This is a genomic window from Leifsonia sp. NPDC056665, from assembly GCF_042791795.1.
Lineage (GTDB): Bacteria > Actinomycetota > Actinomycetes > Actinomycetales > Microbacteriaceae > Leifsonia.
The window spans coordinates 18453-44125 of sequence record NZ_JBHTXK010000026.1 but is presented as its reverse complement, the minus strand read 5'-3'; the positions used below and the strand labels follow the sequence as shown (position 1 = coordinate 44125).

General features: G+C 69.8%; 27 protein-coding genes. 14 read left to right on the top strand and 13 right to left on the bottom strand.

Annotated features, from left to right (window positions below):
- Window positions 1-157: 157 nt before the first annotated feature.
- On the top strand, window positions 158-856 hold the full coding sequence (locus ACFQ9V_RS18200) for a 3'-5' exonuclease (RefSeq protein WP_382460527.1): 699 nt from the start codon (window positions 158-160) through the stop codon (window positions 854-856).
- Between the two features lie 64 nt (window positions 857-920).
- The gene (locus ACFQ9V_RS18195; protein ID WP_370053574.1) at window positions 921-1247 is read left to right on the top strand and encodes a DUF4190 domain-containing protein; all 327 of its coding nucleotides are present in this window, start codon (window positions 921-923) and stop codon (window positions 1245-1247) included.
- Window positions 1248-1369: 122 nt separating this feature from the next.
- Here the strand turns inward: ACFQ9V_RS18195 and ACFQ9V_RS18190 are convergent, their stop codons facing one another.
- From ACFQ9V_RS18190 to glgA, 3 genes are all read right to left on the bottom strand, one after another.
- Window positions 1370-1621 (bottom strand): type B 50S ribosomal protein L31, encoded by a 252-nt coding sequence (locus ACFQ9V_RS18190; protein ID WP_090038270.1) that lies wholly within the window; start codon window positions 1619-1621, stop codon window positions 1370-1372.
- A gap of 143 nt (window positions 1622-1764) precedes the next feature.
- Window positions 1765-2565 carry an ABC transporter ATP-binding protein gene (locus ACFQ9V_RS18185; protein WP_382460526.1) on the bottom strand — a complete coding sequence of 267 codons (801 nt, stop codon included), beginning with the start codon at window positions 2563-2565 and terminating at the stop codon, window positions 1765-1767.
- A 19-nt stretch (window positions 2566-2584) separates the two neighbouring features.
- Complete coding sequence (glgA, locus tag ACFQ9V_RS18180; RefSeq protein ID WP_382460525.1) at window positions 2585-3772, bottom strand: glycogen synthase; 1188 nt, start codon at window positions 3770-3772, stop codon at window positions 2585-2587.
- Between the two features lie 47 nt (window positions 3773-3819).
- Between glgA and ACFQ9V_RS18175 the strand changes: the two genes are divergently transcribed.
- Together ACFQ9V_RS18175 and serB are read left to right on the top strand one after the other, a co-directional pair.
- A complete protein-coding gene (locus ACFQ9V_RS18175; protein WP_382460524.1) occupies window positions 3820-5064 on the top strand; it encodes a glucose-1-phosphate adenylyltransferase in 1245 nt (414 codons plus the stop codon).
- Window positions 5061-5744 (top strand): phosphoserine phosphatase SerB, encoded by a 684-nt coding sequence (gene serB / locus ACFQ9V_RS18170; RefSeq protein WP_382460523.1) that lies wholly within the window; start codon window positions 5061-5063, stop codon window positions 5742-5744. Before ACFQ9V_RS18175 ends, serB begins: the two co-directional genes overlap by 4 nt.
- Window positions 5745-5824: 80 nt before the next feature.
- Here serB and fabG read toward each other — a convergent pair whose 3' ends face one another.
- Entirely contained in the window at window positions 5825-6535 is a 711-nt protein-coding gene (gene fabG / locus ACFQ9V_RS18165) for a 3-oxoacyl-ACP reductase FabG (protein WP_382460522.1), read from the bottom strand.
- A gap of 76 nt (window positions 6536-6611) precedes the next feature.
- Between fabG and ACFQ9V_RS18160 the strand changes: the two genes are divergently transcribed.
- From ACFQ9V_RS18160 to ACFQ9V_RS18150, 3 genes are read left to right on the top strand one after another with little or no spacing between them, the layout of a single operon-like run.
- The gene (locus tag ACFQ9V_RS18160) at window positions 6612-6995 is read left to right on the top strand and encodes a DUF3099 domain-containing protein (protein ID WP_382460521.1); all 384 of its coding nucleotides are present in this window, start codon (window positions 6612-6614) and stop codon (window positions 6993-6995) included.
- The gene (locus ACFQ9V_RS18155; protein WP_382460520.1) at window positions 6992-7210 is read left to right on the top strand and encodes a hypothetical protein; all 219 of its coding nucleotides are present in this window, start codon (window positions 6992-6994) and stop codon (window positions 7208-7210) included. Before ACFQ9V_RS18160 ends, ACFQ9V_RS18155 begins: the two co-directional genes overlap by 4 nt.
- Window positions 7207-8085 carry an SURF1 family protein gene (locus ACFQ9V_RS18150; RefSeq protein WP_382460519.1) on the top strand — a complete coding sequence of 293 codons (879 nt, stop codon included), beginning with the start codon at window positions 7207-7209 and terminating at the stop codon, window positions 8083-8085. The genes ACFQ9V_RS18155 and ACFQ9V_RS18150 overlap by 4 nt, the downstream gene beginning before the upstream one ends.
- 8 nt (window positions 8086-8093) lie before the next feature.
- Here ACFQ9V_RS18150 and abc-f read toward each other — a convergent pair whose 3' ends face one another.
- The 6 genes from abc-f to sufB all read right to left on the bottom strand — a co-directional run bounded on the left by abc-f (window position 8094) and on the right by sufB (window position 13878).
- Window positions 8094-9692 carry a ribosomal protection-like ABC-F family protein gene (gene abc-f / locus ACFQ9V_RS18145; protein WP_382460518.1) on the bottom strand — a complete coding sequence of 533 codons (1599 nt, stop codon included), beginning with the start codon at window positions 9690-9692 and terminating at the stop codon, window positions 8094-8096.
- Between the two features lie 108 nt (window positions 9693-9800).
- Window positions 9801-10130, bottom strand: a complete 330-nt coding sequence (locus ACFQ9V_RS18140; protein ID WP_374010495.1) for a metal-sulfur cluster assembly factor — start codon at window positions 10128-10130, stop codon at window positions 9801-9803.
- A gap of 9 nt (window positions 10131-10139) precedes the next feature.
- The gene (gene sufC, locus ACFQ9V_RS18135; protein ID WP_382460517.1) at window positions 10140-10934 is read right to left on the bottom strand and encodes a Fe-S cluster assembly ATPase SufC; all 795 of its coding nucleotides are present in this window, start codon (window positions 10932-10934) and stop codon (window positions 10140-10142) included.
- 4 nt (window positions 10935-10938) lie between these two features.
- A complete protein-coding gene (locus ACFQ9V_RS18130) occupies window positions 10939-11268 on the bottom strand; it encodes a non-heme iron oxygenase ferredoxin subunit (protein ID WP_382460516.1) in 330 nt (109 codons plus the stop codon).
- Window positions 11268-12458: a Fe-S cluster assembly protein SufD gene (gene sufD / locus ACFQ9V_RS18125; protein WP_382460515.1), complete on the bottom strand. Its 1191-nt coding sequence runs from the start codon at window positions 12456-12458 to the stop codon at window positions 11268-11270. Before sufD ends, ACFQ9V_RS18130 begins: the two co-directional genes overlap by 1 nt.
- Window position 12459: 1 nt before the next feature.
- A complete protein-coding gene (sufB, locus tag ACFQ9V_RS18120; RefSeq protein ID WP_382460514.1) occupies window positions 12460-13878 on the bottom strand; it encodes a Fe-S cluster assembly protein SufB in 1419 nt (472 codons plus the stop codon).
- A 311-nt stretch (window positions 13879-14189) separates the two neighbouring features.
- On the opposite strand from sufB, the gene ACFQ9V_RS18115 reads away from it, so the two are divergent.
- The gene (locus ACFQ9V_RS18115) at window positions 14190-15131 is read left to right on the top strand and encodes a heme A synthase (protein ID WP_382460513.1); all 942 of its coding nucleotides are present in this window, start codon (window positions 14190-14192) and stop codon (window positions 15129-15131) included.
- Here the strand turns inward: ACFQ9V_RS18115 and ACFQ9V_RS18110 are convergent.
- Together ACFQ9V_RS18110 and ACFQ9V_RS18105 are read right to left on the bottom strand one after the other, a co-directional pair.
- Complete coding sequence (locus tag ACFQ9V_RS18110; protein WP_382460512.1) at window positions 15105-15647, bottom strand: GNAT family N-acetyltransferase; 543 nt, start codon at window positions 15645-15647, stop codon at window positions 15105-15107. The genes ACFQ9V_RS18115 and ACFQ9V_RS18110 overlap by 27 nt on opposite strands.
- A 161-nt stretch (window positions 15648-15808) precedes the next feature.
- The gene (locus ACFQ9V_RS18105; protein WP_382460511.1) at window positions 15809-16732 is read right to left on the bottom strand and encodes a heme o synthase; all 924 of its coding nucleotides are present in this window, start codon (window positions 16730-16732) and stop codon (window positions 15809-15811) included.
- Window positions 16733-17087: 355 nt separating this feature from the next.
- Between ACFQ9V_RS18105 and tkt the strand changes: the two genes are divergently transcribed.
- Genes tkt through pgl form a run of 6 tightly spaced genes read left to right on the top strand, consistent with a single transcriptional unit; the run spans window position 17088 to window position 25227 of the window.
- A complete protein-coding gene (gene tkt / locus ACFQ9V_RS18100) occupies window positions 17088-19181 on the top strand; it encodes a transketolase (RefSeq protein ID WP_382460510.1) in 2094 nt (697 codons plus the stop codon).
- Between the two features lie 34 nt (window positions 19182-19215).
- Complete coding sequence (gene tal / locus ACFQ9V_RS18095) at window positions 19216-20343, top strand: transaldolase (RefSeq protein ID WP_382460509.1); 1128 nt, start codon at window positions 19216-19218, stop codon at window positions 20341-20343.
- Complete coding sequence (locus ACFQ9V_RS18090) at window positions 20340-21950, top strand: glucose-6-phosphate isomerase (RefSeq protein ID WP_382460508.1); 1611 nt, start codon at window positions 20340-20342, stop codon at window positions 21948-21950. The genes tal and ACFQ9V_RS18090 overlap by 4 nt, the downstream gene beginning before the upstream one ends.
- A 9-nt stretch (window positions 21951-21959) precedes the next feature.
- Window positions 21960-23501, top strand: a complete 1542-nt coding sequence (gene zwf / locus ACFQ9V_RS18085) for a glucose-6-phosphate dehydrogenase (protein ID WP_382460507.1) — start codon at window positions 21960-21962, stop codon at window positions 23499-23501.
- Window positions 23498-24460 (top strand): glucose-6-phosphate dehydrogenase assembly protein OpcA, encoded by a 963-nt coding sequence (locus tag ACFQ9V_RS18080; RefSeq protein ID WP_382460506.1) that lies wholly within the window; start codon window positions 23498-23500, stop codon window positions 24458-24460. Before zwf ends, ACFQ9V_RS18080 begins: the two co-directional genes overlap by 4 nt.
- The gene (gene pgl / locus ACFQ9V_RS18075; protein WP_382460505.1) at window positions 24457-25227 is read left to right on the top strand and encodes a 6-phosphogluconolactonase; all 771 of its coding nucleotides are present in this window, start codon (window positions 24457-24459) and stop codon (window positions 25225-25227) included. Before ACFQ9V_RS18080 ends, pgl begins: the two co-directional genes overlap by 4 nt.
- A gap of 59 nt (window positions 25228-25286) precedes the next feature.
- On the opposite strand, the gene ACFQ9V_RS18070 is transcribed toward pgl, so the two are convergent.
- Window positions 25287-25652: an RNA polymerase-binding protein RbpA gene (locus tag ACFQ9V_RS18070; RefSeq protein ID WP_370053610.1), complete on the bottom strand. Its 366-nt coding sequence runs from the start codon at window positions 25650-25652 to the stop codon at window positions 25287-25289.
- Window positions 25653-25673: the final 21 nt, after the last annotated feature.

Sequence of the window (25673 nt, the reverse complement as noted above, 5' to 3'; positions counted from 1 at the left end):
ACCAACCCCGCCCCTCCACCCCGTCGTGGGGCACTAAACCGCCCCTAAAACACACTTTTAGGGGCGTTTACGTGCCCCTCGACGGATGGATTGTTGGGATCGCGGCACGCCGGAGGGATTGCGCGGCCGAGTCGGAGGTCCTTCCTACGCTGGCTGCATGAGCAACTGGCATCACCAACTCGGCGTCTTCGATCTGGAGACCACGGGTGTGGATGTCGAGACCGCGCGCATCGTCACCGCCCACGTCGGGCTGCTCGGCGAGAACGGCGAGGTGAAGCACGGCCGCTACTGGCTGCTGGACCCCGACGTCGAGATCCCGGCCGAGGCCACGGCGGTGCACGGCATCACCACCGAGCTCGCCCGCGAGAAGGGCATGGACGCCGGGGCGGGAGTCGAGGCGATCGTCGACCAGCTCCGGCGCCTGTTCGACCGCGGCATCCCGGTCGTGGCGTACAACGCCCCCTACGACTTCACCCTGCTCGACCGGGAGGCCCGCCGCCACGGCATCGAGCCGCTGGACTCCCCCGGCCCCGTCATCGACCCGCTCGTGATCGACCGCGCCGTCGACCGCTTCCGGCCGGGCAAGCGCACGCTCACCGTCACGGCGACGCACTACGGCGTCGAACTCCTGGCCGCGCACGACGCCGCCGCCGACGCGATCGCCGCCGGTCGGCTCGCCCAGGCGCTCGCCCAGCGGCACGTCGAGGAGCTCGCGGTCGGCGCTCTGGAGCTGCACAGCAAGCAGGTGGACTGGTGCCGCGAGCAGGCCGCCGACTTCCAGGAGTACATGCGGCGCGTCCGCGACCCGGAGTTCACGGCGTCGGGCGCGTGGCCGGTGCACGCCTGGCGGGCCTGACCGGGTCGCACCCCGCAGGCTGGGGACTGGCCGGGTATCCCATCGGGTCGCTACTGTCTGAGACATGAGTGACTCCGACCAGAATCCGCAGCCCCTCCCGCCGCAGCAGCCGCAGCAGCCGCAGTACGGCGCCTACCAGCCGCCGGCGCAGCCCGGGTACAACACCATGTCGATCGTGGCCTTCATCCTCGCGTTCTTCGTGAGCATCGTGGGCATCATCCTGGGCTTCGTCGCCCTCTCCCAGATCAAGCGCACGGGCGAGCAGGGCCGCGGCCTCGCCCTCGCGGCCGTCATCATCGGCTTCGTGGAGGTGGCGATCGGCATCCTCGTCTCCATCCTGGTGCTGATCGGCCTCGGCATCGCGGCCTCGCACGGCTACCGGAACTACTGACGCGTCGCGCTCACATTCGGCACGAATGTCGCGTTTGGCGCCGCCAAAGTCGACATTCGGCACGAATGAAGGCAGCGGCAACGCAAACGACGCCCGGAGGGCGGGGTCGTTCGCGTTGCGGCTTACTTGCCGAAGTTCTTGTAGCGCGTGTTGAACTTCTCGACGCGGCCGGCCGAGTCGAGGATGCGCTGCTTGCCCGTGTAGAACGGGTGCGACTCCGACGAGATCTCGACGTCGATGACCGGGTAGGTGTTGCCGTCCTCCCACTCGATGGTCTTGTCGCTGCTCACGGTGGAGCGGGTCAGGAAGGTCGCACCCGAGGCCAGGTCGCGGAAAACCACGGGGGCGTAGTCGGGGTGGATGCCAGTCTTCATGAGGACTTCCTTGTTGCGTAGTGTTCGGTCGGTCGTGTCCGCGCGCGAAAGCGCGGGGACGAGAAGCTTTTCGGTTCGCACCAGTCAGAGCCACCAGGACGGCGGATCGTGCGGGGAACCAGCTATCGAGTTTAGCAGATACCTCAGTCGCGCGTTGCCTGACGCGCCCGGGCGGTGAAGCGGCCCTCGGTCTCGGTGAGCTCCACGTCGACGCCGAAGGTCTCGCTGAGCGACTCGCTCGTCAGTACCTCGGCGATCGGGCCGGCGGCGGTGACGCGGCCGTCCTTCAGGAGCAGCGCGCGGTTGAAGGCGAGCGGGATCTCCTCGACGTGGTGGGTGACCATCACGATGGCCGGGGACTTCGGGTCGCTCGCGTACCCGCCGAGGAGCTGCACGAGCTCCTCGCGACCGCCGAGGTCGAGGCTCGCAGCGGGCTCGTCGAGCAGCAGGATCTCCGGGTCGGTCATCACCGAGCGGGCGATCTGGACGCGCTTCTGCTCGCCGTCGCTCAGGCTGCCGAACGTGCGCTCGGCGAGGTGGTCGAGGTGCCACTCGGAGAGCACGCGGCGGGCGCGGCGCTCGTCGATGTCCTCGTACAGCTCGTTCCAGCGGCCGGTCACGGCGTAGGCCGCGGTCATGACCACGTCGAGCACGCGCTCGGTGCGCGGGATGCGCCGGGCCAGCGCGGTGGAGGCGAAGCCGAGCAGCGGGCGCAGCTCGGACAGGTCGCTGTGGCCGACGGTCTCGCCGAGCACGACGGCCTCCCCCGACGACGGGTGGATGGCCGCGGCGGCGACCTGCAGCATCGTGGTCTTGCCCGCGCCGTTCGGGCCGAGGATGACCCACCGCTCGTCCGGCTCCACCGTCCAGTCGACGTTCTGGAGGACGGGGTTGCCGTCCCGGACTACGGACACGTCGTGAAGACGGAGAACACTGCCTGCCATGCGCTCTAGCCTACCGGCGTCAGGCGGAGGTCACGGACCGGTAGACGGCGCGGGTCTGCTCGGCGATCGCCGTCCAGCTGAACTCGCTCTCGGCGCGCGCGCGGCCCGCTGCGCCCATCCTGGCCGCGCGCTCGGGGTCGGCGGCGACCTCGGTCAGCGCCGCCGCGAGGTCGCGCACGAACGCCTCGGGGTCGGTCGGCGTCCCCGTGCCGTCCTGGAGCTGCTGGATCGGCACCAGCCGGCCCGTCACTCCGTCGACGATGACCTCGGGGATGCCTCCGGTGGCCGTGCCGACGACCGGCAGACCGCACGCCATCGCCTCCAGGTTCACGATCCCGAGCGGCTCGTAGATCGAAGGGCAGACGAAGACGGTAGAGGCCGTGAGCGCCGCGCGCAGCTCGTCGTTCGGGAGCAGCCGGTCGATCCAGACGACGCCGTCGCGCTCGGCCTGCAGCCCCTCCACCAGCCCGGTCACCTCGGCGAGGATCTCGGGGGTGTCCGGCGCGCCGGCGCACAGGATGACCTGCACCTCCGGCGGCAGCATCCTGGCGGCGCGAAGCAGATACGGGAGGCCCTTCTGCCGGGTGATCCGCCCCACGAAGATGACGGCAGGACGGTCCGGGTCGATGCCGAGCGCCCGCGCCTTGTCGGCGTCGTGCAGCGGGGTCCAGCGCTCCAGGTCGATGCCGTTGTAGACGACGGTGACCTTCTGCGGGTCCAGCGCCGGGTACGAGGCGAGGATGTCCCGGCGCATGCCGTCGCTCACCGCGATGACCATGTCCGCGGCCTCGAACGCGGTCTTCTCGATCCAGCTCGACACCCGGTAGCCGCCGCCGAGCTGCTCGGCCTTCCACGGCCGCAGCGGCTCCAGGCTGTGCGCCGTGACGACGTGCGGGACGCCGTGCAGCAGCTTGGCCAGATGGCCGCCCGCGTTCGCGTACCAGGTGTGCGAGTGGACGACGTCCGCTCCCCCGCAGTCCTGCGCCATCTGGAGGTCGACGCCGAGCGTGGTGATCGATCCGTTGGCCGCCGCGAGCTCGGCAGGGACGCGGTACGCGAACGTGTCCGCCTCGTCCCGCGGCTCGCCGAAGCAGCGCACGCGGACCTCCGTATCGGTCCTCAGCGCGCGGACCAGCTCGGTCACGTGCACTCCGGCGCCGCCGTAGATGTCCGGCGGGTACTCCTTGGTCAGAAGATCAACGCGCATGACCTGAACGCTAGTACAGCCCCCCGGTTGCCTCTACTGTGGTGCCTATGGCAGCAGGCAAGAAGATCTTCGGCATCGTGCTCGCAGGCGGCGAAGGGAAACGGCTGATGCCGTTGACCGCCGACCGCGCCAAGCCCGCGGTGCCGTTCGGCGGACAATACCGGCTCATCGACTTCGCGCTGTCCAACCTGATCAACTCCCAGCTCCGCCAGATCGTCGTGCTGACGCAGTACAAGTCGCACAGCCTCGACCGGCACGTGTCGCAGACCTGGCGCCTGGACGGGATGCTCAACTCGTACATCGCGTCCGTGCCGGCCCAGCAGCGGCTCGGCAAGCGCTGGTTCAGCGGGTCGGCCGACGCCATCCTGCAGAGCCTGAACCTGCTGCGCGACGAGCGGCCGGACATCGTGGTCGTGGTCGGCGCCCCCCACGTCTACCGCATGGACTTCAACCAGATGCTGCAGGCGCACATCGACTCGGGCGCTCCCGCGACCGTCGCGGCGATCCGCCAGCCGATCGCGCTCGCCGACCAGTTCGGCGTGATCGAGGTGGACGCGGCCAAGCCGGACCGGATCGCGGCGTTCCGCGAGAAGCCCAAGGACCCGGTAGGCCTGCCGGACTCCCCCCACGAGGTGCTCGCCTCGATGGGCAACTACGTCTTCGACGCCGATGCGCTCATCGACGCGGTGATCCGCGACGGCGACCGCCCCGACTCCAACCACGACATGGGCGGGGACATCATCCCGGACTTCGTGTCGCGCAACGAAGCCGCCGTCTACGACTTCAACAACAACGACGTGCCGGGTTCGACCGACCGCGACCGCTACTACTGGCGCGACGTGGGGACGATCGACTCGTTCTTCGAGGCCCACCAGGACCTCATCTCGGCGCTGCCGGTGTTCAACCTCTACAACCGGGAGTGGCCGATCTTCAGCCAGGTGCTCAACTCGCCGCCGGCGAAGGTCGTCCGCGACGGCCGCGGCGCGCTCGGCACCACGATCGACTCGATCGTCTCGCTGGGCTCTGTCATCTCCGGGGCGCACCTGGAGCGCAGCGTGCTCGGCCCGTGGGCCGTGGTCGCCTCCGGCGCCAAGGTGATCGACTCCGTCGTGTTCGACCGCGCCCTGATCGAGCCGAACGCGTTCGTCGGCCGGGCCATCCTCGACAAGGACGTGGTCGTGGCGGAGGGCGCGCGCATCGGCGTCGACCCGGAGCGCGACCGCGCGCGCGGCTTCACGGTCACCGAGTCCGGCATCACCGTCGTCGGCAAGGGAGTGCACGTCGTCCCATGACGCACGGTCATCCACACGACGGCACCCGCCCCTCCGAGCGTGGCGCCCGCTTCCTCGTCGTCCTCGACGCCGACTCCACCCTGATCCATGACGAGGTGATCGAGCTGCTCGCCGAGGAGGCCGGCTCGCGCACCGAGGTCGCGGAGATCACCGAGCGCGCCATGCGCGGAGAGCTCGACTTCGAGGAGAGCCTGCGCGAGCGGGTCCGGACGCTGGAGGGCCTCCCTGTCTCGGTCTTCGAGCGCGTCGGGGAGCGCATCCGCGTCACCGACGGCGTGCCGGAGCTCATCGCCGGGGTGCAAGCCGCGGGCGGCGAGGTCGGCGTGGTCTCCGGCGGCTTCCACGAACTGCTCGACCCGCTCGGCGAGCGACTCGGCCTCGACCACTGGCGGGCGAACCGGCTCGCCGTCGCCGACGGGCTGCTCACCGGCGAGGTGGACGGCCCCGTCGTCGACGCCGCGGCGAAGGCGCAGGCCCTGCTGTTCTGGGCTGCGGAGTCCGGCGTGCACCTGCGTCAGACCGTCGCGATCGGCGACGGCGCCAACGACCTGCGCATGATGGCGGAGGCCGGCCTCGCGGTGGCGTTCAACGCCAAGCCGCGCGTGCGCGAGGAGGCCGACCTCGTGATCGACCGCCAGGACCTCGCCCAGATCCTCCCCCTCCTCGGCCTGCGCGGCTGACCCGTGTCACCACGCGCGAGGGGCACGTCGTTGTCACTTTCGGGGCCCGGAAGTGACAACGACGTGCCCCTCGGCGGACGCTAGTGCCCCATCCCGAGGCCGCCGTCGACCGGGATGACGGCGCCGGACACATAGCCGGCGTCGTCCCCGGCGACCCAGGCCACCACGCGCGCCACCTCGTTCGGCGAGGCGAAGCGCCCGGCCGGGATGTTGCGCTTGTACTCGGCCTGCTGAGCCTCGGGGAGGGCGGCGGTCATGTCGGTCTCGATGAAGCCGGGGGCGACCACGTTGGCCGTGATGCCGCGGGCGCCGAGCTCGCGCGTGATCGAACGCGCCATCCCGACCAGGCCGGCCTTGCTGGCGGCGTAGTTGACCTGGCCTGCGGAACCGTACAGGCCCACGACGCTCGAGATGAGCACGATGCGGCCCCAGCGCGCCTTCAGCATCCCCTTGGAGGCGCGCTTGACGACGCGGAAGGCGCCACCCAGGTTGGTCTCCACGACCGAGTCGAACTCCTCGTCGCTCATACGCATGAGCAGGGTGTCCTTGGTGATGCCGGCGTTCGCCACGACGACCTCGACGGGGCCGAGCTCGGCCTCCACCTGGGTGAAGGCGGCGTCGACGGAGGCCGCGTCGGTGACGTCGGCGCGCACCGTGAGCGCGCCGGCCGGGCCCTCGCCCGAACGCGCCGTCACCGCCACCCGGTGCCCCTGAGCGAGGAACTCCTCGGCGATCGCGTAGCCGATCCCCCGGTTCCCTCCGGTGACGAGCACAGTGCGTGGCGTGGTCATGCAGACGATCCCTTCAATCGATTCGGTCCGTGGCGGACCGGTACCAGTTTATGGACGTACTCTGGAGTCAACGCACATGAAGCAGCCACGCCCGTCCATCACCAATCTCCCGCTCTCGCCGGACGAAGAGCGCAAGCGGCGGATGATCAAGTACTCCGTCGCCATGGGGGTCCGCATCGTCTGCCTCTTCGTCGCGATCTTCCTCGGCTGGCCTTGGGGTGCGATCCCGCTGATCGGCGCGGTGTTCCTGCCGTACATCGCGGTGGTGATCGCCAACGTCGGCGCGGAGCCGCATGAAGCGGAAGCACAGCGTCCGGGCAATATCCTGCCGATGGCCCCTCCGCCAGGAGGCCGGCCGGAGTCGGGCGAGAAGCCCGAAGAACCGAACGCGGATGAGCATGGTGCGGATGCGCATGGTGCGGATGCGCATGGTGCGAACGCGCACGAGGAGGACGAGTGATCGGACTGGGCGAACCCGAGCGGCTCACCTGCTCCCGTGCCGGCTGCCGTGAGACCGCGTCCTGGCGGATCGAGTGGCGCAACCCGCGCATCCACACCGCCGACCGTGTGAAGGTGTGGCTGGCCTGCGGCGAGCACGTGGACTACCTGCGCGAGTTCCTGGCGGCGCGGGGGTTCCCGGTCGCCGTCGTGCCCGTCGAGAGGACCAGCGCGTGACCGCCGAGCCGTCGAAGCCCGAGCAGAAGCCGGTCGGGTGGGGCTTCGCGTTCTCCCGCCGCTGGTTCGGCTACCTGGCGTTCGCCATCGTCTTCGCCATCGCCTGCGGCTTCCTCTCCAACTGGCAGCTCGCGCGCAGCAAGGAGGCCGCGGCCGCCAACGCGCTCATCTCCGCCAACTTCTACTCGCACCCCGTGCCGCTCGACCAGGAGCTGCCGTCGCTCACCGCCTACTCCCCCGCGCAGGAGTGGACGCGCGTCACCGTGACGGGCACCTACGAGAAGGACAAGGAGATCCTGGCGCGCAACCGCCCGTTCAATGGCAGCCCGGGGTTCGAGGTGCTGACGCCGCTGCGCACCGCGGACGGCTCGCTGTTCATCGTGGACCGCGGCTGGGTACCCACCGGCAACAACTCCAACTCCCCCGACCATGTGCCCGCCGCGCCGTCCGGCACCGTGACCGTCATCGCGCGGCTGAAGGCCAGCGAGCCGGCCATCCAGGGCCGCACCGGCGTCGGGATGCAGGTCGGCACCATCCAGCTCTCGGTCGTCAAGCAGAAGCTCGACGGCGCCGACGTCTACACCGGCGCGTACGGGCTGCTGGCGTCGCAGAAGCCGAACCCTGCCAGCGCGCCGACGCCGACGGTCACCGACCCGCCGACGCAGGACGAGGGACTGCACTGGTCGTACATGATCCAGTGGATCATCTTCGCCCTGATCGGCTTCTTCGGTCTGGGCTACGCCCTCCGCACCGAGTACCGCAAGCGCAACGAGCACGACCCGGCCGAGCAGGCCCGCGCCGCCGAGCGCGCCCGCCGCCGGGCCCTCCGCCGAACCGACTCAGACGTGGAGGACGAGCTGCTCGACGCCCGCTGACCTCCGGGCTATGCCAGGGAGATCAGGTCCAGGTAGTCGCGGTTCCAGTGGTCCTCGACGCCGTCGGGGAGGATGAGGACGCGCTCGGGGTTCAGGGCCTCCACGGCGCCCTCGTCGTGGCTGACCAGCACGACGGCGCCCTCGTAGTGCGCGAGCGCGTCGAGGATCTCCTCGCGGCTGGCCGGGTCGAGGTTGTTGGTCGGCTCGTCCAGCAGCAGCACGTTCGCGCCGGAGACCACGATCATCGCGAGCGCGAGCCGGGTCTTCTCGCCGCCGGAGAGCACGCCGGCCGGCTTGTGCGCGTCGTCGCCGGTGAACAGGAACGAGCCGAGCACCTTGCGGGCCTCGGTCTCCGTCAACGACGGCGAGGACGACACCATGTTCTGCAGCACGGAGCGCTCGACGTCGATCGTCTCGTGCTCCTGCGCGTAGTAGCCGACGCGGAGGCCGTGGCCGGGCTCCACCTGGCCGGTGTCCGGCCGGTCGACGCCCGCGAGCATCCGCAGCAGCGTGGTCTTGCCCGCGCCGTTGAGGCCGAGCACGACCACTTTCGAGCCGCGGTCGATCGCGAGGTCCACGGCCGTGAAGATCTCCAGCGACCCGTAGCTCTTCGACAGGTCGGACGCCTGCAGCGGCGTCCGTCCGCACGCGGCCGGGGTCGGGAAGCGCAGCTTGGCCACGCGATCGACCTGACGGACCTCGTCGAGGCCGGCGAGCAGCTTCTCCGCACGCGCGACCATCTGGTGCGCGGCCGCCGCCTTGGTCGCCTTGGCGCCGAACTTGGCCGCCTGGAGCTGGAGGACGGACGCCTTCTTCTCGGCGTTGACGCGCTCCTTCTTGCGGCGCTCCTCGTCGGCCGCGCGCTGGCGCTGGTAGTTCTTCCAGCCCATGTTGTAGATGTCGATGGACTGGCGGTTGGCGTCCAGATAGAAGACGCGATTGACGGTCTCGCCGACCAGCTCCACGTCGTGCGAGATGACGATGAAGCCGCCGGAGTAGTTCTTGAGGAAGTCCCGCAGCCACACGACGGAGTCGGCGTCGAGGTGGTTGGTCGGCTCGTCCAGGATCAGCGTGCGCGCGTCGGAGAACAGGATGCGCGCCAGCTCGATGCGGCGGCGCTGACCACCCGAGAGGGTCTTCAGCGGCTGGTCGAGGATGCGGTCGGGCAGGTTCAGGTTGGAGGCGATGGAGGCCGCCTCCGCCTCGGCGGCGTATCCGCCGTGCATGTGGAAGCTCTCCTCCAGCCGGCCGTACTTCTTCATGGCCGCGGCCGACACCTCCGCGTCGTCGCTCGCCATGTCGTGCGTGGCCTGCTGCATCCCGAGGACGATCGAGCCGAGGCCGCGGGCGTCGAGGATGCGCGTGCGCGCGAGGTCGTCCAGGTTGCCCGAGCGCGGGTCCTGCGGCAGGTAGCCGAGCTCGCCGGAGCGGTCGACCTTGCCGGCGGTCGGCAGGAGGTCGCCGGCGAGCACCTTGGTGAGGGTGGTCTTGCCGGCGCCGTTGCGGCCCACGAGCCCGATCTTGTCGCCGTCGGCCACACGGAAGCTGACATCGTCCATCAGCAGGCGTGCTCCTACGCGGAGTTCGAGGTCGTGCACGGCGAGCACAGCAGGTGTCCTAACGTTCGGTAAACAGCGATCCGTTCCGGAGTCGTGCGCGCGACACGCCGAGGCGTGGCGTACACAACTCCGGAACGGATGGAAAGGGTGGCGGCGCTAGATTGCGAAGCCGAGGGCGCGCATCATGTCGCGGCCGTCGTCGGTGATCCGCTCGGGACCCCACGGCGGCATCCACACCCAGTTGATGCGGAAGGCCTCCACGATGCCGTCGAGGCTCTCGGCGGTCTGCTCCTCGAGCACGTCGGTCAGCGGGCAGCCGGCGCTCGTGAGGGTCATCGAGATGATGAGGGCGTTGTTCTCGTCATCCCAGGCCAGGTCGTAGATCAGGCCCAGGTCGACGACGTTGATCCCGAGCTCCGGGTCCATGACGTCCTTGAGCGCCTCTTCGACCTGGTCGAAGAGCGCGGGGCTCAGCGTGGCGGGCATATGGGGATTCTACGCTTCGGCCAGGTCGACGGCGTCGGCCTTGGCGGGCTCGGGGGCGTCGACGAAGCGGTCGTAGCCCTCCTCCTCCAGGCGCTCGGCGAGCTCGGGGCCGCCCTCCTCTGCCACACGGCCGGCGACGAAGACGTGCACGAAGTCCGGCTTGATGTAGCGGAGGATGCGCGTGTAGTGCGTGATCAGCATGATGCCGAGGCCGGTGTTGGCCTTGGCGCGGTTCACGCCCTCCGACACGACCTTGAGCGCGTCGACGTCGAGGCCGGAGTCGGTCTCGTCCAGCACAGCGAACCTCGGCTTGAGGAGTTCGAGCTGCAGGATCTCGTTGCGCTTCTTCTCGCCGCCCGAGAAGCCCTCGTTGACGTTGCGCTCGGCGAACGAGGAGTCCATGCGGAGCTGGCCCATCGTCTCGCGGACGTCCTTCACCCAGGTGCGGATGGCGGGCGCCTGGCCGTCGATCGCGGTCTTGGCGGTGCGGAGGAAGTTGGTGTTGGTCACACCGGGGATCTCGACCGGGTACTGCATCGCGAGGAACAGGCCGGCGCGGGCACGGGCGTCGACGGTCATCGCGAGGACGTCCTCGCCGTCGAGCGTGATGGTGCCGCGGGTGACCGTGTACTTCGGGTGCCCGGCGATCGTGTAGGCGAGGGTGGACTTGCCCGAGCCGTTGGGGCCCATGATGGCGTGGATCTCACCCTCGCGGATGGTCAGGTCGACACCGTTGAGGATGGGCTTGGTGCCCTGGTCCGTCTCGACGGTGACGTGCAGGTCGCGGATCTCGAGGACTGACATGTGCTTACTGAATCTCTTTCGTGACGGTCGGGTCGATGTAGACGTCTCCGTCGATGACCTCGACCTGGAAGACGGGGACCGGCTCGTAGGCCGGGAGGTTGAGCGGCTTGCCGGTGACGAGCGAGAACTGGGAGCCGTGCGCCCAGCACTCCAGCGTCTCGCCCTCGATGAAGCCTTCGGCGAGGGAGATCTCGCCGTGCGTGCAGGTGTCGCCGATGGCGTGGATGGCGCCGGCCGAGTCCTTGACGACCGCGATCGGGATGCCGTCGACCACCACGCGGGTGGCCTGGTTCTCGACCAGCTCGGCCGCCGAGGCGACACGGGAGCCCGCCATCAGCTCGCCGCCGTGACGGACACCGTGAGCTCGGCCTCGATGGCCGTCTGCAGGTGCTCCTGCAGCGCGGGCGAGCCGATCTGCTGGACGATCTCGAACAGGAAGCCGCGCACGACCAGGCGTCGCGCCTCCTCCTCGGTGATGCCGCGCGACTGCAGGTAGAAGAGCTGCTCGTCGTCGAAGCGTCCCGTGGCGCTGGCGTGGCCGGCGCCGACGATGTCGCCGGTCTCGATCTCCAGGTTCGGCACCGAGTCGGCACGCGCGCCGTCGGTGAGCACGAGGTTGCGGTTCTGCTCGTAGGTGTCGGTGCCGACGGCCTTCGGACCGATCAGCACGTCGCCGATCCACACCGTGCGCGCGCCCTCGCCCTGCAGCGCGCCCTTGTACGTGACGCGGCTGCGGGTCTCCGGGCCGTCGTGGTGCACGAAGACCTGCTGCTCGAGGTGCTGGGAGGCGTCGGCGAAGTAGGCGCCGAGCAGGGTCGCCTCCGACCGGGCGCCGACGAGGTGCGCCGACGGGTTGAGCCGGACGACGCCGCCGCCGAGCGTGACGGCGACGTGCTTGAGGCGCGCGCCCTCGGCCAGCTCGGCGAAGTGCGCGGCCACGTGCAGCGCGTCGTCGTCCCACTCCTGCACCGAGACGACCGTGAGGTTCGCGTCGGCTCCGAGCAGGAACTCGACGTTCTCGGCCAGGTGCGCCGCCCCGCTGTTCTGCAGGATGAGCGTGGCGTGGGCGCCGGGGGCGACCTCCACCACGGTGTGCGCGGCGCGGGCGCCACCACCGAGGGCGGCGCGCGTGAGCGTGGCCTCCTTGACGTCGTCGCCCGAGATCGACACGAGCAGCGCCTGCTCGAAGTTCGTCCAGGCGTTCGCCGAGGCGCGGTCCTCCGGGATGCCGGCGGCGCCGACCCGGGCGTCGTCGCGGGCGATCCACTCGGCCGTCACGCCGGGGGCCGGAGTGAGGTCGAACACGTACGGCGACCCGTCCAGCTCGCCGGAGAGGAGCTCGGCGAGGCGGGCGACCGGGGTGTGCTTCCACATGACCTCGCGGCCGGTGACCTCAGGGAAGTCGGCGACCTGGGTGGAGGTGAACCGCTCGGAGCGGGTCTGGACCGGCACGGGCGCGCGCAGGTGCCGCGGCGCCGGCGCTGGGGTGTCCTGGGTCTGCGTCGGGGTACTGGGGGTCGTCATATCAGCCGACAGAGCCTTCCATGCCCATCTCGATGAGCTTGTTGAGTTCGAGTGCGTATTCCATCGGGAGCTCGCGAGCGATCGGCTCGATGAAGCCGCGGACGATCATCGCCATGGCCTCGTCCTCCGGGAGCCCCCGGGACATCAGGTAGAAGAGCTGCTCCTCGCTCACGCGGGAGACCGTGGCCTCGTGGCCGAGCTGCACATCGTCCACCCGGATGTCGATCGACGGGTAGGTGTCGGAGCGCGAGATGGTGTCGACCAGCAGCGCGTCGCAGCGCACGGTGTTGGCGGCGTGGTGCGCGTTGGCGTCCACCCGCACCTCGCCGCGGTAGCCTGCACGGCCTCCGCCGCGGGCGATCGACTTGGAGACGATCGACGACTGCGTGTACGGCGCCATGTGGATCATCTTCGCGCCGGCGTCCTGGTGCTGGCCCGGGCCCGCGAAGGCCACGGACAGCGTCTCGCCCTTGGCGTGCTCGCCCATCAGGTAGATCGACGGGTACTTCATCGTCACCTTGGAGCCGATGTTGCCGTCGATCCACTCCATCGTCGCGCCCTCGGCGGCCGTTGCGCGCTTGGTGACGAGGTTGTAGACGTTGTTCGACCAGTTCTGGATCGTCGTGTAGCGGACGCGGGCGTTCTTCTTGACGATGATCTCGACAACGGCGGAGTGCAGCGAGTCGGACTTGTAGATCGGGGCCGTGCAGCCCTCGATGTAGTGCACGTAGCTGTCCTCGTCGGCGATGATCAGCGTGCGCTCGAACTGGCCCATGTTCTCGGTGTTGATCCGGAAGTAGGCCTGCAGCGGGATCTCGACGTGGACGCCCTTGGGCACGTACACGAACGAGCCGCCGGACCAGACGGCCGTGTTGAGCGCGGCGAACTTGTTGTCGCCGGCCGGGATGACGGTGCCGAAGTACTCCTGGAAGATCTCGGGGTGCTCGCGCAGCGCGGTGTCGGTGTCGAGGAAGATGACGCCCTGCTGCTCCAGGTCCTCGCGGATCTGGTGGTAGACGACCTCGGACTCGTACTGCGCGGCGACGCCGGCGACGAGTCGCTGACGCTCGGCCTCGGGGATGCCGAGCTTCTCGTAGGTGTTGCGGATGTCCTCCGGCAGGTCCTCCCAGCTCTGGGCCTGCTTCTCGGTGGAGCGGACGAAGTACTTGATGTTGTCGAAGTCGATCTCGGAGAGATCGGCGCCCCAGGTCGGCATCGGCTTGCGCTCGAAGAGCTGAAGGGCCTTGAGGCGGCGCTGCAGCATCCACTCCGGCTCGTTCTTGAGAGCGGAGATGTCCTTGACCACCTCCGGTCCGAGCCCGCGACGTGCGGAGGCGCCCGCCGCGTCGGAGTCCGCCCAGCCGAACTCGTACTGCCCGAGGCTCGCGAGTTCCGGTCGGTCGATCAGGATGTCTGACATATCTACCTCTGCTTCTTTCCACTCTCAACCGGATATCAGTCCGGCTCATTCCCCTCGCGGCGCGCGTCTGCCTTGCGCCGGGAGCGTCCTGATTGTGCGGGTGGCTGTACTGCGACCTGCGCAGCACGTACCTAGACTGATCGAGGACTGGGGCGGCAGTGCCCCGGCCGCAGGCGAGGAAACGCTTGCGGGCACGCGCACTTTCACGCGCGTTTCTCGAACCCACCAATTCTACAGGTGCGAAGCGGTAATAGTAGAGGCGCGCCTGCACGTTGGCCGAGTATCGATCAGATCTGAGGAACCCAGGAACTATGAAGCGCATCATCGCGTGGCTGCCCGACCGTGTCGATCGACGCACCCGGGTCGTCGCCTGGCTGTACCTCGCGGCCCAGGTCTTGCTGGTCACGACCGGCGGCGCTGTGCGGCTCACGGGGAGCGGGCTCGGCTGCCCGACCTGGCCGAAGTGCACGGCGGACTCGATCGTGAACACGCCGGAGATGGGCATCCACGGGGTCATCGAGTTCGGCAACCGGATGCTCGGCGGCGTGCTCGCGATCCTCGCGATCCTCGCCTTCCTGATGGTGGCCAAGCTCCTGCGCTCGCGGCGCGACCTGTTCTGGCTCGCCTTCGCCGCGGGCCTCGGCGTGCCGTTCCAGGCCGTCCTGGGCGGGATCACGGTCCTCATCAAGCTCACCTGGTGGGTGGTAGGCCTGCACTTCATCACCTCCATCGTGCTCGTCGCGCTGACGACGGTGTTCCTCGTCCGGGTGTACGCCGTGCCCGGCCCGCGCGTGCGCGCAGTCCCCGGCTGGTACGCGGTCACCGCCTACATCACGAGCGTTGTCGTGGGAATCACGATCGTCCTCGGGATCGTCACGACCGGAACCGGCCCGCACGCGGGCGACCCGAACACACCGCGCACCGGCCTGAACCCGGAGATCATCGAGCACGTCCACTCCATCCCTGCGTACGCGACCTTCGCCCTGACGCTTGTGCTGGTGGTCGGCGCGTGGCGGATCACCGCCACGCCCGTGCACCGTCTGACGCTGCTCCTGCTCGGGGTTGAGCTCGTGCAGATCGCCGTGGGGGTCATCCAGTCCGACACCGGCCTGCCCGGGATCCTCGTCGGCATCCACATGACCCTGGCCGCCACGCTCGCCGCGGTGATGACCGCGGTGGTCATGTCGCTCACGGCCGCCCGCCAGCCCCAGCCGGTCGAGACCGGCTCAGCGGCGGACGTCGTCGCGGCGTAGCACGCCGGTCAGCGCCTCGCGCTGCTCGCCGCGGAAGTCCACCGTGTGCGGCGCGGCCTGAGAGAAGTCGAAGCCGACACGCTCGGCCAGTCTCCTGCTCGCCTCGTTGCCCGGCAGATACTCCCAGTGCAGCCGGTCGAAGCCGAGCCCGTCCGAGGCGAGCGCGTGCGCGCAGACCGCGCTCAGGGCCTCGGTCATCACTCCCCTGCGCCGCGCCGACGGGGTCAGCCAGCAGCCCAGTGAGGCCGCGCCCTCCGCCTCGTCGCGTCGCACCTCGACGGCGCCCAGCAGCGGGGCGGTGTCGCCCTCCCGGATCGCCCACACCGTGAACCGGCCGCTGGCCAGCCCGTGCGGGCAGTAGGAGCACACGAAGAACTCGGCGTTCTCGATCGTGTACGGCTCGGGAAGCGGCACCCAGCGCAGCAGCTCGGGATCGCTGCACGCCTCCAGGACGGCGGGGATGTCGCCCTCCCGCGGCTTGTCCAGAACGAGCCGCGCCGTCCTCAGCGCCTGCACCCTCGAAACGCTAGCAGCGCCGCCCACATTCGGCACGAATGTCGCGAAACCCGCGCGCAATCACGACATTCGGCACGAATCGCCAGGCGCACATTCGTCACGAATATCGCGAATGCGGCGCGCATTCGCGACATTCGGCACGAATCGGCGGGCGCGGCGCGTCAGAACCAGAGCAGCGGGTCGATCGCGACGGCGAGGAAGATCAGCGTCAGGTAGGCGATGGAGCCGTGGAACACGCGCATCGGCGAGACGTGCTCGTGGCGGATCGCGAGGTTGTAGAGCCGGTGCGACTCGTAGAGGAACCATCCGCCGGCGCCGAGCGAGACGACGGTGTAGAGCAGCCCCATGTGGGCCACCGGGATCAGCAGCAGCGAGCATGCGACCATCGCCCAGGCGTACAGGATGACCTGGAGGCCCACCACCGTGCGGCCGCGGACGACGGCGAGCATCGGCACGCCGGCCTCCTTGTAGTCCTCGCGGTACTTCATCGACAGCGGCCAGTAGTGCGGCGGCGTCCAGAGGAAGATGATGCCAAACAGGATGACCGGCGGCCAGGCGAGCGTGCCGGTGACCGCGGCCCAGCCGATGAGCACGGGCATGCAGCCGGCGACGCCGCCCCAGACGATGTTCTGGGCGGTGCGGCGCTTGAGGATGAGCGTGTAGAAGACGACGTAGAGCAGGATGGCGCCGACCGAGAGCGCAGCCGCCAGCCAGTTCGTGAAGAAGCCGAGCACCAGCACGGAGGCGATGCCGAGCGCCCAGGCGAAGACGAGGGCCTCACGGTCGCTCAGCTCGCCGGTGACCAGCGGGCGGCGCTTGGTGCGGCGCATAACGCGGTCGATGTCGCGGTCGATGTAGCAGTTGAACGCGCCCGCGGAGCCGGCCGACATGTAGCCGCCGACCACCGTTGCCAGCACGAGCCAGAGGTTCGGGATGCCGTGCGCGGCGAGGATCATCGTGGGGACGGTCGTGACCAGCAGCAGCTCGACGACGCGCGGCTTGGTGAGGGCGAGGTACGCCTTGGCCTTGCGCGCGACACCGATGCGGGCCGCCGGTTCGACACGGCTCTCTACAGCGACGTCCATTGCTCCTCGTACTACTGGGATCGTGCGGCCGCGGGACGCCGGTCTCACGAGGTGTCCCGGCGACTGTGCGGATTGTTACAGACCGCGACCAGTCTACGACACCGGTGCAGTTCCGCAGTCTTCCGCGCCAGGCCGCCGCGTGGTAGCGCACGGACCTGCGGGAACACCCCAGGTTTCGTGCGGGTTACCTATACTTGGAGATGCTCGCCAGCCGGACCCCCTTTCCCTCGAAGCCTTTTTGTAGGACTGTGACGGGAGACGTGACCGGCGCCGATGACGTCCACGGCGCGCACTACCTCAACCGGTGCGGGTTTCACGACGACCCTCACCACCTCTAGGAAGGGTCAGTTTTCACGTGGCAGCTCTGCAGTGGGATCCCATTGACAACAAGGCAGTAGACACGGTCCGCGTCCTCGCGGCCGACGCAGTGGAGAAGGTGGGCAACGGGCATCCCGGCACCGCGATGAGCCTCGCCCCGGCCGCGTACCTGCTGTTCCAGAAGGTCATGCGCCGCGATCCGCACGACGAGCACTGGCTCGGGCGCGACCGCTTCATCCTGTCTGCGGGCCACAGCTCGCTCACCCAGTACATCCAGCTCTACCTCGCCGGGGACGGCCTCGAGCTCGACGACCTCAAGGCGCTGCGCACCTGGGGTTCGCTCACCCCCGGCCACCCGGAGTACCGCCACACCAAGGGCGTCGAGATCACCACCGGCCCGCTCGGCCAGGGCATCTCCTCCTCGGTCGGCTTCGCCTACGCGCAGCGCTTCGAGCGCGGCCTGTTCGACCCGGAGGCGGAGGCGGGCACGAGCCCGTTCGACCACTTCGTCTACGTGATCGCGAGCGACGGCGACCTGGAGGAGGGCATCAGCTCGGAGGCGTCGAGCCTCGCCGGCCACCAGCAGCTCGGCAACCTGATCGCCATCTACGACGCCAACCAGATCTCGATCGAGGACGACACCAACATCGCCTTCACCGAGGACGTCAAGGCGCGCTACGAGGCCTACCACTGGCACGTCCAGGTGGTCGACTGGAAGAAGACCGGCGTGTACGAGGAGGACGTGCAGGAGCTTCACCAGGCCATCGTGAACGCGCAGCAGGTCACCGACAAGCCGTCGCTGATCGTCCTCAAGACGATCATCGGCTGGCCGGCCCCCAAGAAGCAGAACACCGGCAAGATCCACGGCTCCGCCCTGGGCGCCGACGAGCTGCGCGCGGTCAAGGAGGTGCTCGGCTTCGACCCCGAGCAGACCTTCGAGGTCGCGGAGGACGTCATCGAGCACACCCGCACGGCCGTCGAGCGCGGCGCCGAGGAGCACGCCGAGTGGCAGAAGGGCTTCGACGCCTGGGCCGCGGCCAACCCGGAGCGCAAGGAGCTCCTGGACCGCCTGCTCTCCGGCGACGTGCCCGCGGGCTTCGAGGAGGCCCTCCCGGTCTTCGAGGCCGGCAAGGACGTCTCGACCCGCGCCGCAAGCGGCGAGGTCATCAACGCCATCGCCGGTGTCATGCCCGAGCTGTGGGGCGGCTCGGCCGACCTCGCCGAGTCGAACAACACCACCATCGAGGGCGCCGCGTCGTTCGTGCCCACCGTGCACTCCACGCACGAGTGGACGGGCAACCCGTACGGCCGCGTGCTGCACTTCGGCATCCGCGAGCACGCGATGGCCGCGATCCTCAACGGCATCGTGCTGCACGGCCCGACCCGGCCGTTCGGCGGCACGTTCCTGATCTTCAGCGACTACCAGCGCCCGGCGATCCGCCTGGCTGCGCTCATGCAGGTCCCGTCGATCTTCGTCTGGACGCACGACTCCGTCGCCCTCGGCGAGGACGGCCCCACGCACCAGCCGATCGAGCAGCTCTCGACCCTCCGCGCCATCCCGCACCTCGACGTCGTCCGCCCGGGCGACGCCAACGAGGTCGCCTACGCGTGGAAGACCATCCTGGAGCGCCGCGGCGGCCCGGCCGGCATCGCGCTGACCCGCCAGAACATCCCGGTGTTCGAGCGTGGCGACGGCGAGGCCACCGGCGACACGCTCGCCTCGGCCGCGAACGTCGCCAAGGGCGCGTACATCCTGGCCGAGGCCCCCGGCGGCACCCCCGACGTGCTGTTCATCGCCACCGGCTCCGAGGTCCAGATCGCGATTGAGGCCCGCGAGGTCCTCCGTGGCGAGGGCATCAACGCCCGCGTCGTCTCGGCCCCCTGCCTGGAATGGTTCCACGAGCAGGACGCCGCCTACCAGGAGAAGGTCCTCCCAGCCGCCCTCAAGGCCCGCGTCTCGATCGAGGCCGGCCTGGCCCTCGCCTGGGACAAGATCGTCGGCGACCACGGCCGCAGCGTCTCGATCGAGCACTTCGGGGCGTCGGCCGACTACAAGACGCTGTTCCGCGAGTTCGGCATGACCACCGAGCACGCCGTCGCCGCAGCCAAGGAATCGCTCGCGTCGCTCTGAGCGCGGGCACGGAAGAAGAGAAGAAGAAACCACGATGACCGACACCACTTCCACCACGTCCTCCCCCACGGCCGAGCTGTCCGCCGCCGGCGTCAGCATCTGGCTGGACGACCTGTCCCGTGAGCGCATCGCCACGGGCGGCCTTCAGGCCCTGATCGCCGAGCGCAACGTCGTCGGTGTGACCACCAACCCGACGATCTTCGCCGCCGCCCTCTCCAAGGGCGAGGCGTACGACGCCCAGGTGAAGGAGCTCGCCGCCGCCGGCACGAGCGTCGAGGACGCGATCTTCGAGATCACGACCGACGACGTGGCCGACGCCAGCGACATCTTCCACGAGGTCTTCGAGGCCAGCAACGGCGTCGACGGCCGCGTCTCCATCGAGGTGGAGCCCGGCCTCGCGCACGACGCGCACGGCACCATCGAGCAGGCCAAGAAGCTCGCCGCGAAGGTGAACAAGCCCAACGTCCTGATCAAGATCCCGGCGACGGTCGAGGGCCTGGAGGCCATCACCGAGACCATCGCGGCCGGCATCAGCGTCAACGTCACGCTGATCTTCAGCCTCGAGCGCTACCGCCAGGTGATCGACGCCTACCTGACCGGCCTCGAGAAGGCCAAGGCCGCCGGCATCGACCTCTCCGGCATCCAGTCGGTCGCGTCGTTCTTCGTGTCCCGCGTGGACACCGAGGTCGACAAGCGCCTGACCGCCATCGGCACCGACGAGGCCTACGCGCTCAAGAGCAAGGCCGGCATCGCGAACGCCCGCCTCGCCTACGAGCTGTACGAGCAGGAGTTCGCCACCGACCGCGCCAAGGCCCTCGTGGCCGCAGGCGCGAACGAGCAGCGCCCGCTCTGGGCCTCCACCGGCGTGAAGGACCCGAGCCTGCCCGACACCCTCTACGTCACCGAGCTGGTCGCGCCGAACACGGTCAACACCATGCCGGAGAAGACGCTGGAGGCGACCTTCGACCACGGCCAGATCGACGGCGACACCGTCACAGGCAACTACGCCGACGCGAAGAGCGTGCTCGACGCGCTGGCCGGCCTCGGCATCTCGTACGACGACGTGACGGCCACCCTTGAGCGCGAGGGCGTCGACAAGTTCAACGTGTCGTGGGGCGAGCTCGTCGAGACCGTCACCAACGCGCTGGAGGCCGCCAAGTGACCTTCCGCATCCACGTGACCGGCGCGGCGGCCCAGGCCGTCGAGTCGGTCGTGCCGCAGCTCGTCGCCGACCGGGTCGCCTCCGGCATCACCGCGCAGGACCCGGCCCTCTGGGGCCCGGCCGCCGAGCCGGAGGCCGCCAAGCGCCTCGGCTGGACCGAGGCCGTCGCGATCTCGCGCCCGCTGGTCGCCGAGATCGTCGCGCTGCGCGAGCAGCTGCACGCGAAGGGCGTCAACCACATCGTCCTCGGCGGCATGGGCGGCTCCTCGCTCGCCCCTGAGGTCATCACCCGCACCGCGGAGGCCGAGCTCACGGTCCTCGACTCGACCGACCCCGGTCAGGTGCTGTCGGCTCTGCGCGACCGTCTGCAGGCGACCGCCGTCGTCATCTCCTCCAAGTCGGGTTCGACCCTGGAGACCGACAGCCAGAAGCGCGTCTACGAGAAGTGGTTCCGCGACGCCGGGATCGACCCGACGGAGCGCATCGTCGTCGTCACCGACCCGGGTTCGCCGCTCGACCAGTCGGCGCGCGAGGCGGGCTACCGCGTGTTCAACGCCGACCCGAACGTCGGCGGCCGTTACTCGGCGCTGACCGCGTTCGGGCTGGTCCCGTCCGGTCTCGCCGGCGTGGACATCTCCGAGCTGCTGGACGAGGCCGAGGCCACGCTCATCGAGCTCGCCGTCGACAACAAGGCCAACCCGGGCCTCGTGCTCGGCGCGGCGATCGCCGGCACCAACCCGCTCAAGGACAAGCTGGGCATCGTCGCGGACGGCACCCACATCGTCGGGTTCGCCGACTGGGCCGAGCAGCTCATCGCGGAGTCCACCGGCAAGAACGGCACGGGCCTGCTCCCCGTCGTGCTCGACACGCTCGCCCCCGACCTGACGTCCAAGCCCGCGGACCTGCAGGTCGTGCGGCTCGTCGCCAACGCCGAGGCCCGCCACCTGTTCCCCTCCGACCGGCACGAGGGCGAGATCCTCGTCTCGGGCAGCCTGGGCGCGCAGCTCATCGTCTGGGAGTACGCCGTCGCCGTCGCGGGCCGCCTGCTCGGGATCAACCCGTTCGACCAGCCCGACGTGGAGGCCGCCAAGGTCGCCGCGCGTGCGCTGCTCGAGAACCGCCCGGAGCCCGTGCCGCCCGCGTTCACCGCGGGCGGCGTCGAGGTGCGCACCACCGGGTCGTTCCTCGGCGACGCCTCGACGCTCGACGGCGCCGTGGACGCCCTCCTCGCGCAGCTCGGACCGGACGGCTACGTCTCGGTGCAGGCCTACGTCGACCGGCTGGCGCTGCCGCAGCTCGCGGGCATCCGCGACCTGCTCGCCGCCAAGGCCGGCCGGCCGGTCACCTTCGGCTGGGGCCCGCGCTTCCTGCACTCGACCGGTCAGTTCCACAAGGGCGGCCCCGCCGTCGGCGTGTTCCTGCAGATCACCGCGGTCGCTCCGGAGGACCTGGAGATCCCGGGCCGTCCGTTCACGTTCGGCCAGCTCATCCAGGCCCAGGCCGCCGGCGACGCGAGCGTGCTCGGCGAGCACGGCCGCCCGGTGCTGACCCTGACCCTTTCGAACCCCGAGGCCGACGTCGTCTCGCTGTTCGAGGCCGTCAACTAGAGGAGCCAGATGTCACCGGTGGAGATCACCCCGGAGTTCAATCCCCTGCGATTGCCCTCCGACCGTCGCCTCAACCGCATCGCGGGGCCGAGCAGCCTCATCATCTTCGGCGTGACGGGCGACCTGTCGCGCAAGAAGCTGATGCCGGCCGTCTACGACCTGGCGAACCGCGGCCTCCTGCCGCCCGGCTTCTCGCTCGTCGGGTTCGCCCGGCGCGACTGGGCGGACCAGGACTTCGAGAAGGTCGTCTACGACGCGGTCAAGCAGTACGCGCGCACCCCGTTCGACGACGACGTCTGGAAGCAGCTCGCCCAGGGCATCCGGTTCGTGTCCGGCGAGTTCGACGACGCCGAGGCGTTCACACGGCTCAAGGACACCGTCGAGAAGCTGGACATCGAGCGGGGGACGATGGGCAACCACGCGTTCTACCTCTCGATCCCGCCGAAGGCGTTCCCCCTCGTCACCGAGCAGCTCAAGAAGTCGGGGCTGGCCGACCAGTCCGGCACCGGCTGGCGCCGCGTCGTCATCGAGAAGCCGTTCGGCAGCGACCTGAAGACCGCGCGCGAGCTCAACCACGTCGTCGAGTCGGTGTTCCCGCCCGACTCGGTCTTCCGCATCGACCACTACCTCGGCAAAGAGACGGTCCAGAACATCCTGGCGCTGCGCTTCGCGAACGAGCTGTACGAGCCGATCTGGAACGCCAACTACGTCGACCACGTGCAGATCACGATGGCCGAGGACATCGGCGTCGGCGGCCGGGCCGGCTACTACGACGGCATCGGCGCGGCACGCGACGTCATCCAGAACCACCTGCTGCAGCTCCTCGCCCTCACGGCGATGGAGGAGCCCATCTCGTTCGACGCCGCGGACCTCCGCGCCGAGAAGGAGAAGGTGCTCGCGGCCGTGCGGCTGCCCGCGGACCTCGCCGCGTCGACCGCGCGCGGTCAGTACGGCAGCGGCTGGCAGGGCGGCGAGAAGGTCGTCGGCTTCCTGGAGGAGGACGGGATGAACCCCGACTCCACCACGGAGACCTACGCGGCGATCAAGCTCGACATCGGCACGCGCCGCTGGGCCGGCGTCCCGTTCTACCTGCGCGCGGGCAAGCGCCTGGGCCGCCGGGTCACCGAGATCGCGGTCGTGTTCAAGCGTGCGCCGCAGCAGCTCTTCGCGGAGTCGCAGACCAGCGCGCTCGGCCAGAACGCGCTCGTCATCCGCGTGCAGCCCGACGAGGGCGTCACCATCCGCTTCGGCTCGAAGGTGCCGGGCGCCGGCATGCAGGTGCGCGACGTGAGCATGGACTTCGGCTACGGCCACGCCTTCACCGAGGCGAGCCCCGAGGCCTACGAGCGACTCATCCTGGACGTCCTGCTGGGCGACCCGCCGCTGTTCCCGCGGCACGAGGAGGTCGAGCTGTCCTGGAAGATCCTCGACCCGATCGAGGAGTTCTGGGCCACCCAGGGCCAGCCCGAGCAGTACCGCCCCGGAACCTGGGGCCCGACTTCCGCCGACGAGCTCCTCGCCCGCGACGGCCGCGTCTGGAGGCGTCCATGATCGTCGATCTGCCCGACACCACGACGAGCAACATCTCGAAGGCGCTCGTCAAGATTCGCGAGGAGGGCGGCGCCGTCGCCCTCGGCCGCGTGCTGACGCTGATCATCGCGACCCACCTCGGCCAGGAGGAGGAGGCCATCGAGGCCGCCAACGACGCCTCCCGCGAGCACCCGATGCGCGTCATCGTGGTCTCGACCGAGGAGGAGCGCAGCCACACGGACTCCGGGCGTCTCGACGCCCAGATCCGCGTCGGCGGCGATGCGGGCGCCAGCGAGGTCATCGTGCTCCGCGCCTACGGCGAGACCGCGAGCGACGAGGAGGGGCTGGTCACCGGCCTCCTGCTCCCCGACGCTCCCGTCGTCGTCTGGTGGCCGGGGATCGCGCCGGCGAAGGCGTCGCACTCCCCGCTCGGCCGCATCGCCACGATCCGCATCACCGACGCGTCGGCCCAGCCGAACCCGCAGGAGGCGCTGTTCCACCTGGCCGACACGTACGCCCCAGGCGACACGGACTTCGCCTGGACGCGGCTCACCCTGTGGCGGGCGCAGCTCGCCGCGGTGCTCGACCAGCCGCCGTACGAGCCGATCACCTCGGTGGAGGTCGCCGGGGCGGCCGACTCGCCCTCCACCCTCCTGCTCGCCGCGTGGCTGCGACTGCAGCTCCAGGTGCCGGTGCAGTACGACCTCGCGTCGCGCGCGATCGGCTCCGGCGGCATCCACGGCGTCAGGATGGAGCGCGCGTCGGGCACGATCGAGCTCGAGCGCGAGGTCCCGAACGTCGCGCGGCTCTCCCAGCCGGGACAGCCGACGCACGACCTGTCGCTGCCGCGGCGCAGCCTCCGGGACTGTCTCGCCGAGGAACTGCGTAGGCTGGACCCCGACGACCTGTACGGTGAGGTCATCACGAAGGGTCTCGGAATGCTCGAGGCCCCCGACGAAGGAGCGGGCGCGAAGGCATGACGAACGAACGGCGGGTGCTCGTCCACCCCGACAAGGAAGCACTCGCCGCGTCGGTGGCCGCGCGCTTCCTCACCAAGACCATCGACATCCTCGACGACCTGGGCGCGGCGAACGTCGCGCTGACGGGCGGCACGATCGGCATCGCCGTGCTGGAGGCCATCAACGGCTCCCCCGCACGCGACACCATCGACTGGTCGAAGGTGCACTTCTGGTGGGGCGACGAGCGCTTTGTCGAGAAGTCGAGCGAGGACCGCAACGAGCGCCAGGCGCGCGAGGCGCTGCTCGACCACTTGCCGGTGCCGCCGGAGAACATCCACCCGTTCCCGGCGTCGGACGAGATCGCCGACATCGCCGAGGCCGCGAGCGTGTACGCCGCGGAGCTGGAGGCGTTCGCGCCGGAGGGTCAGGCCTACCCGAAGTTCGACATCACGTTCCTCGGCGTCGGGCCGGACGGCCACATCGCGTCGCTGTTCCCGGACCGCGCGGGCATCCGCGAGACGGAGGCCACGGTGATCGTCGAGCGCGAGTCGCCGAAGCCGCCGCCGCTGCGGCTCAGCCTGACCCGGCCGGTGCTCAACGCCTCCGACCGCATCTGGCTGGTGCTCTCCGGCAGTGACAAGGCGAGCGCCCTCGGCCTCGCCCTGGCCGGCGCGAGCTACACGGAGGTCCCGGTCGCCGGCGCCAAGGGCCGCAAGCGGACCGTGTTCTTCGTGGACAAGGACGCCTCCGTCAACGTGCCCGAGAACCTCATCGCCCCGAGCTACTGAGCTCGAACAACGAAAAGAAGCCCCGCAGGTCTCAGACCGGCGGGGCTTCTTCGTAGGCTCTAGTTGCTGGTGGGCTTGCCGCGGCGGGCGCGGAGCTGGTTGAGGGCGTCCTCGAGCAGCTGCTCCGCCTCCTCCTCCGAGCGGCGCTCCTTGACGTAGGCCAGGTGCGTCTTGTAGGGCTCGGCCTTCGCGACCGACGGCGGGTTCTCCTTGTCGCGCCCGGCCGGGAGGCCGCTGGACGGCGAGTCGATCACATCGGGGATCTCCTCGTCGGGCAGGTTCGCCGCGAAATAGCGGACGGTCTCGTTGCCGAGGGCGTCCCAGTACGAGACGGCCACGCGCTCGGCGTGGAAACCCCTGTCCTGCTCCCCCATCGGGCCCGCGCCGACGCGCGAACCGCGGATTGCGCTTCCTCCGGATGCCATGCTTCTCCTCTTGTGAAGGGG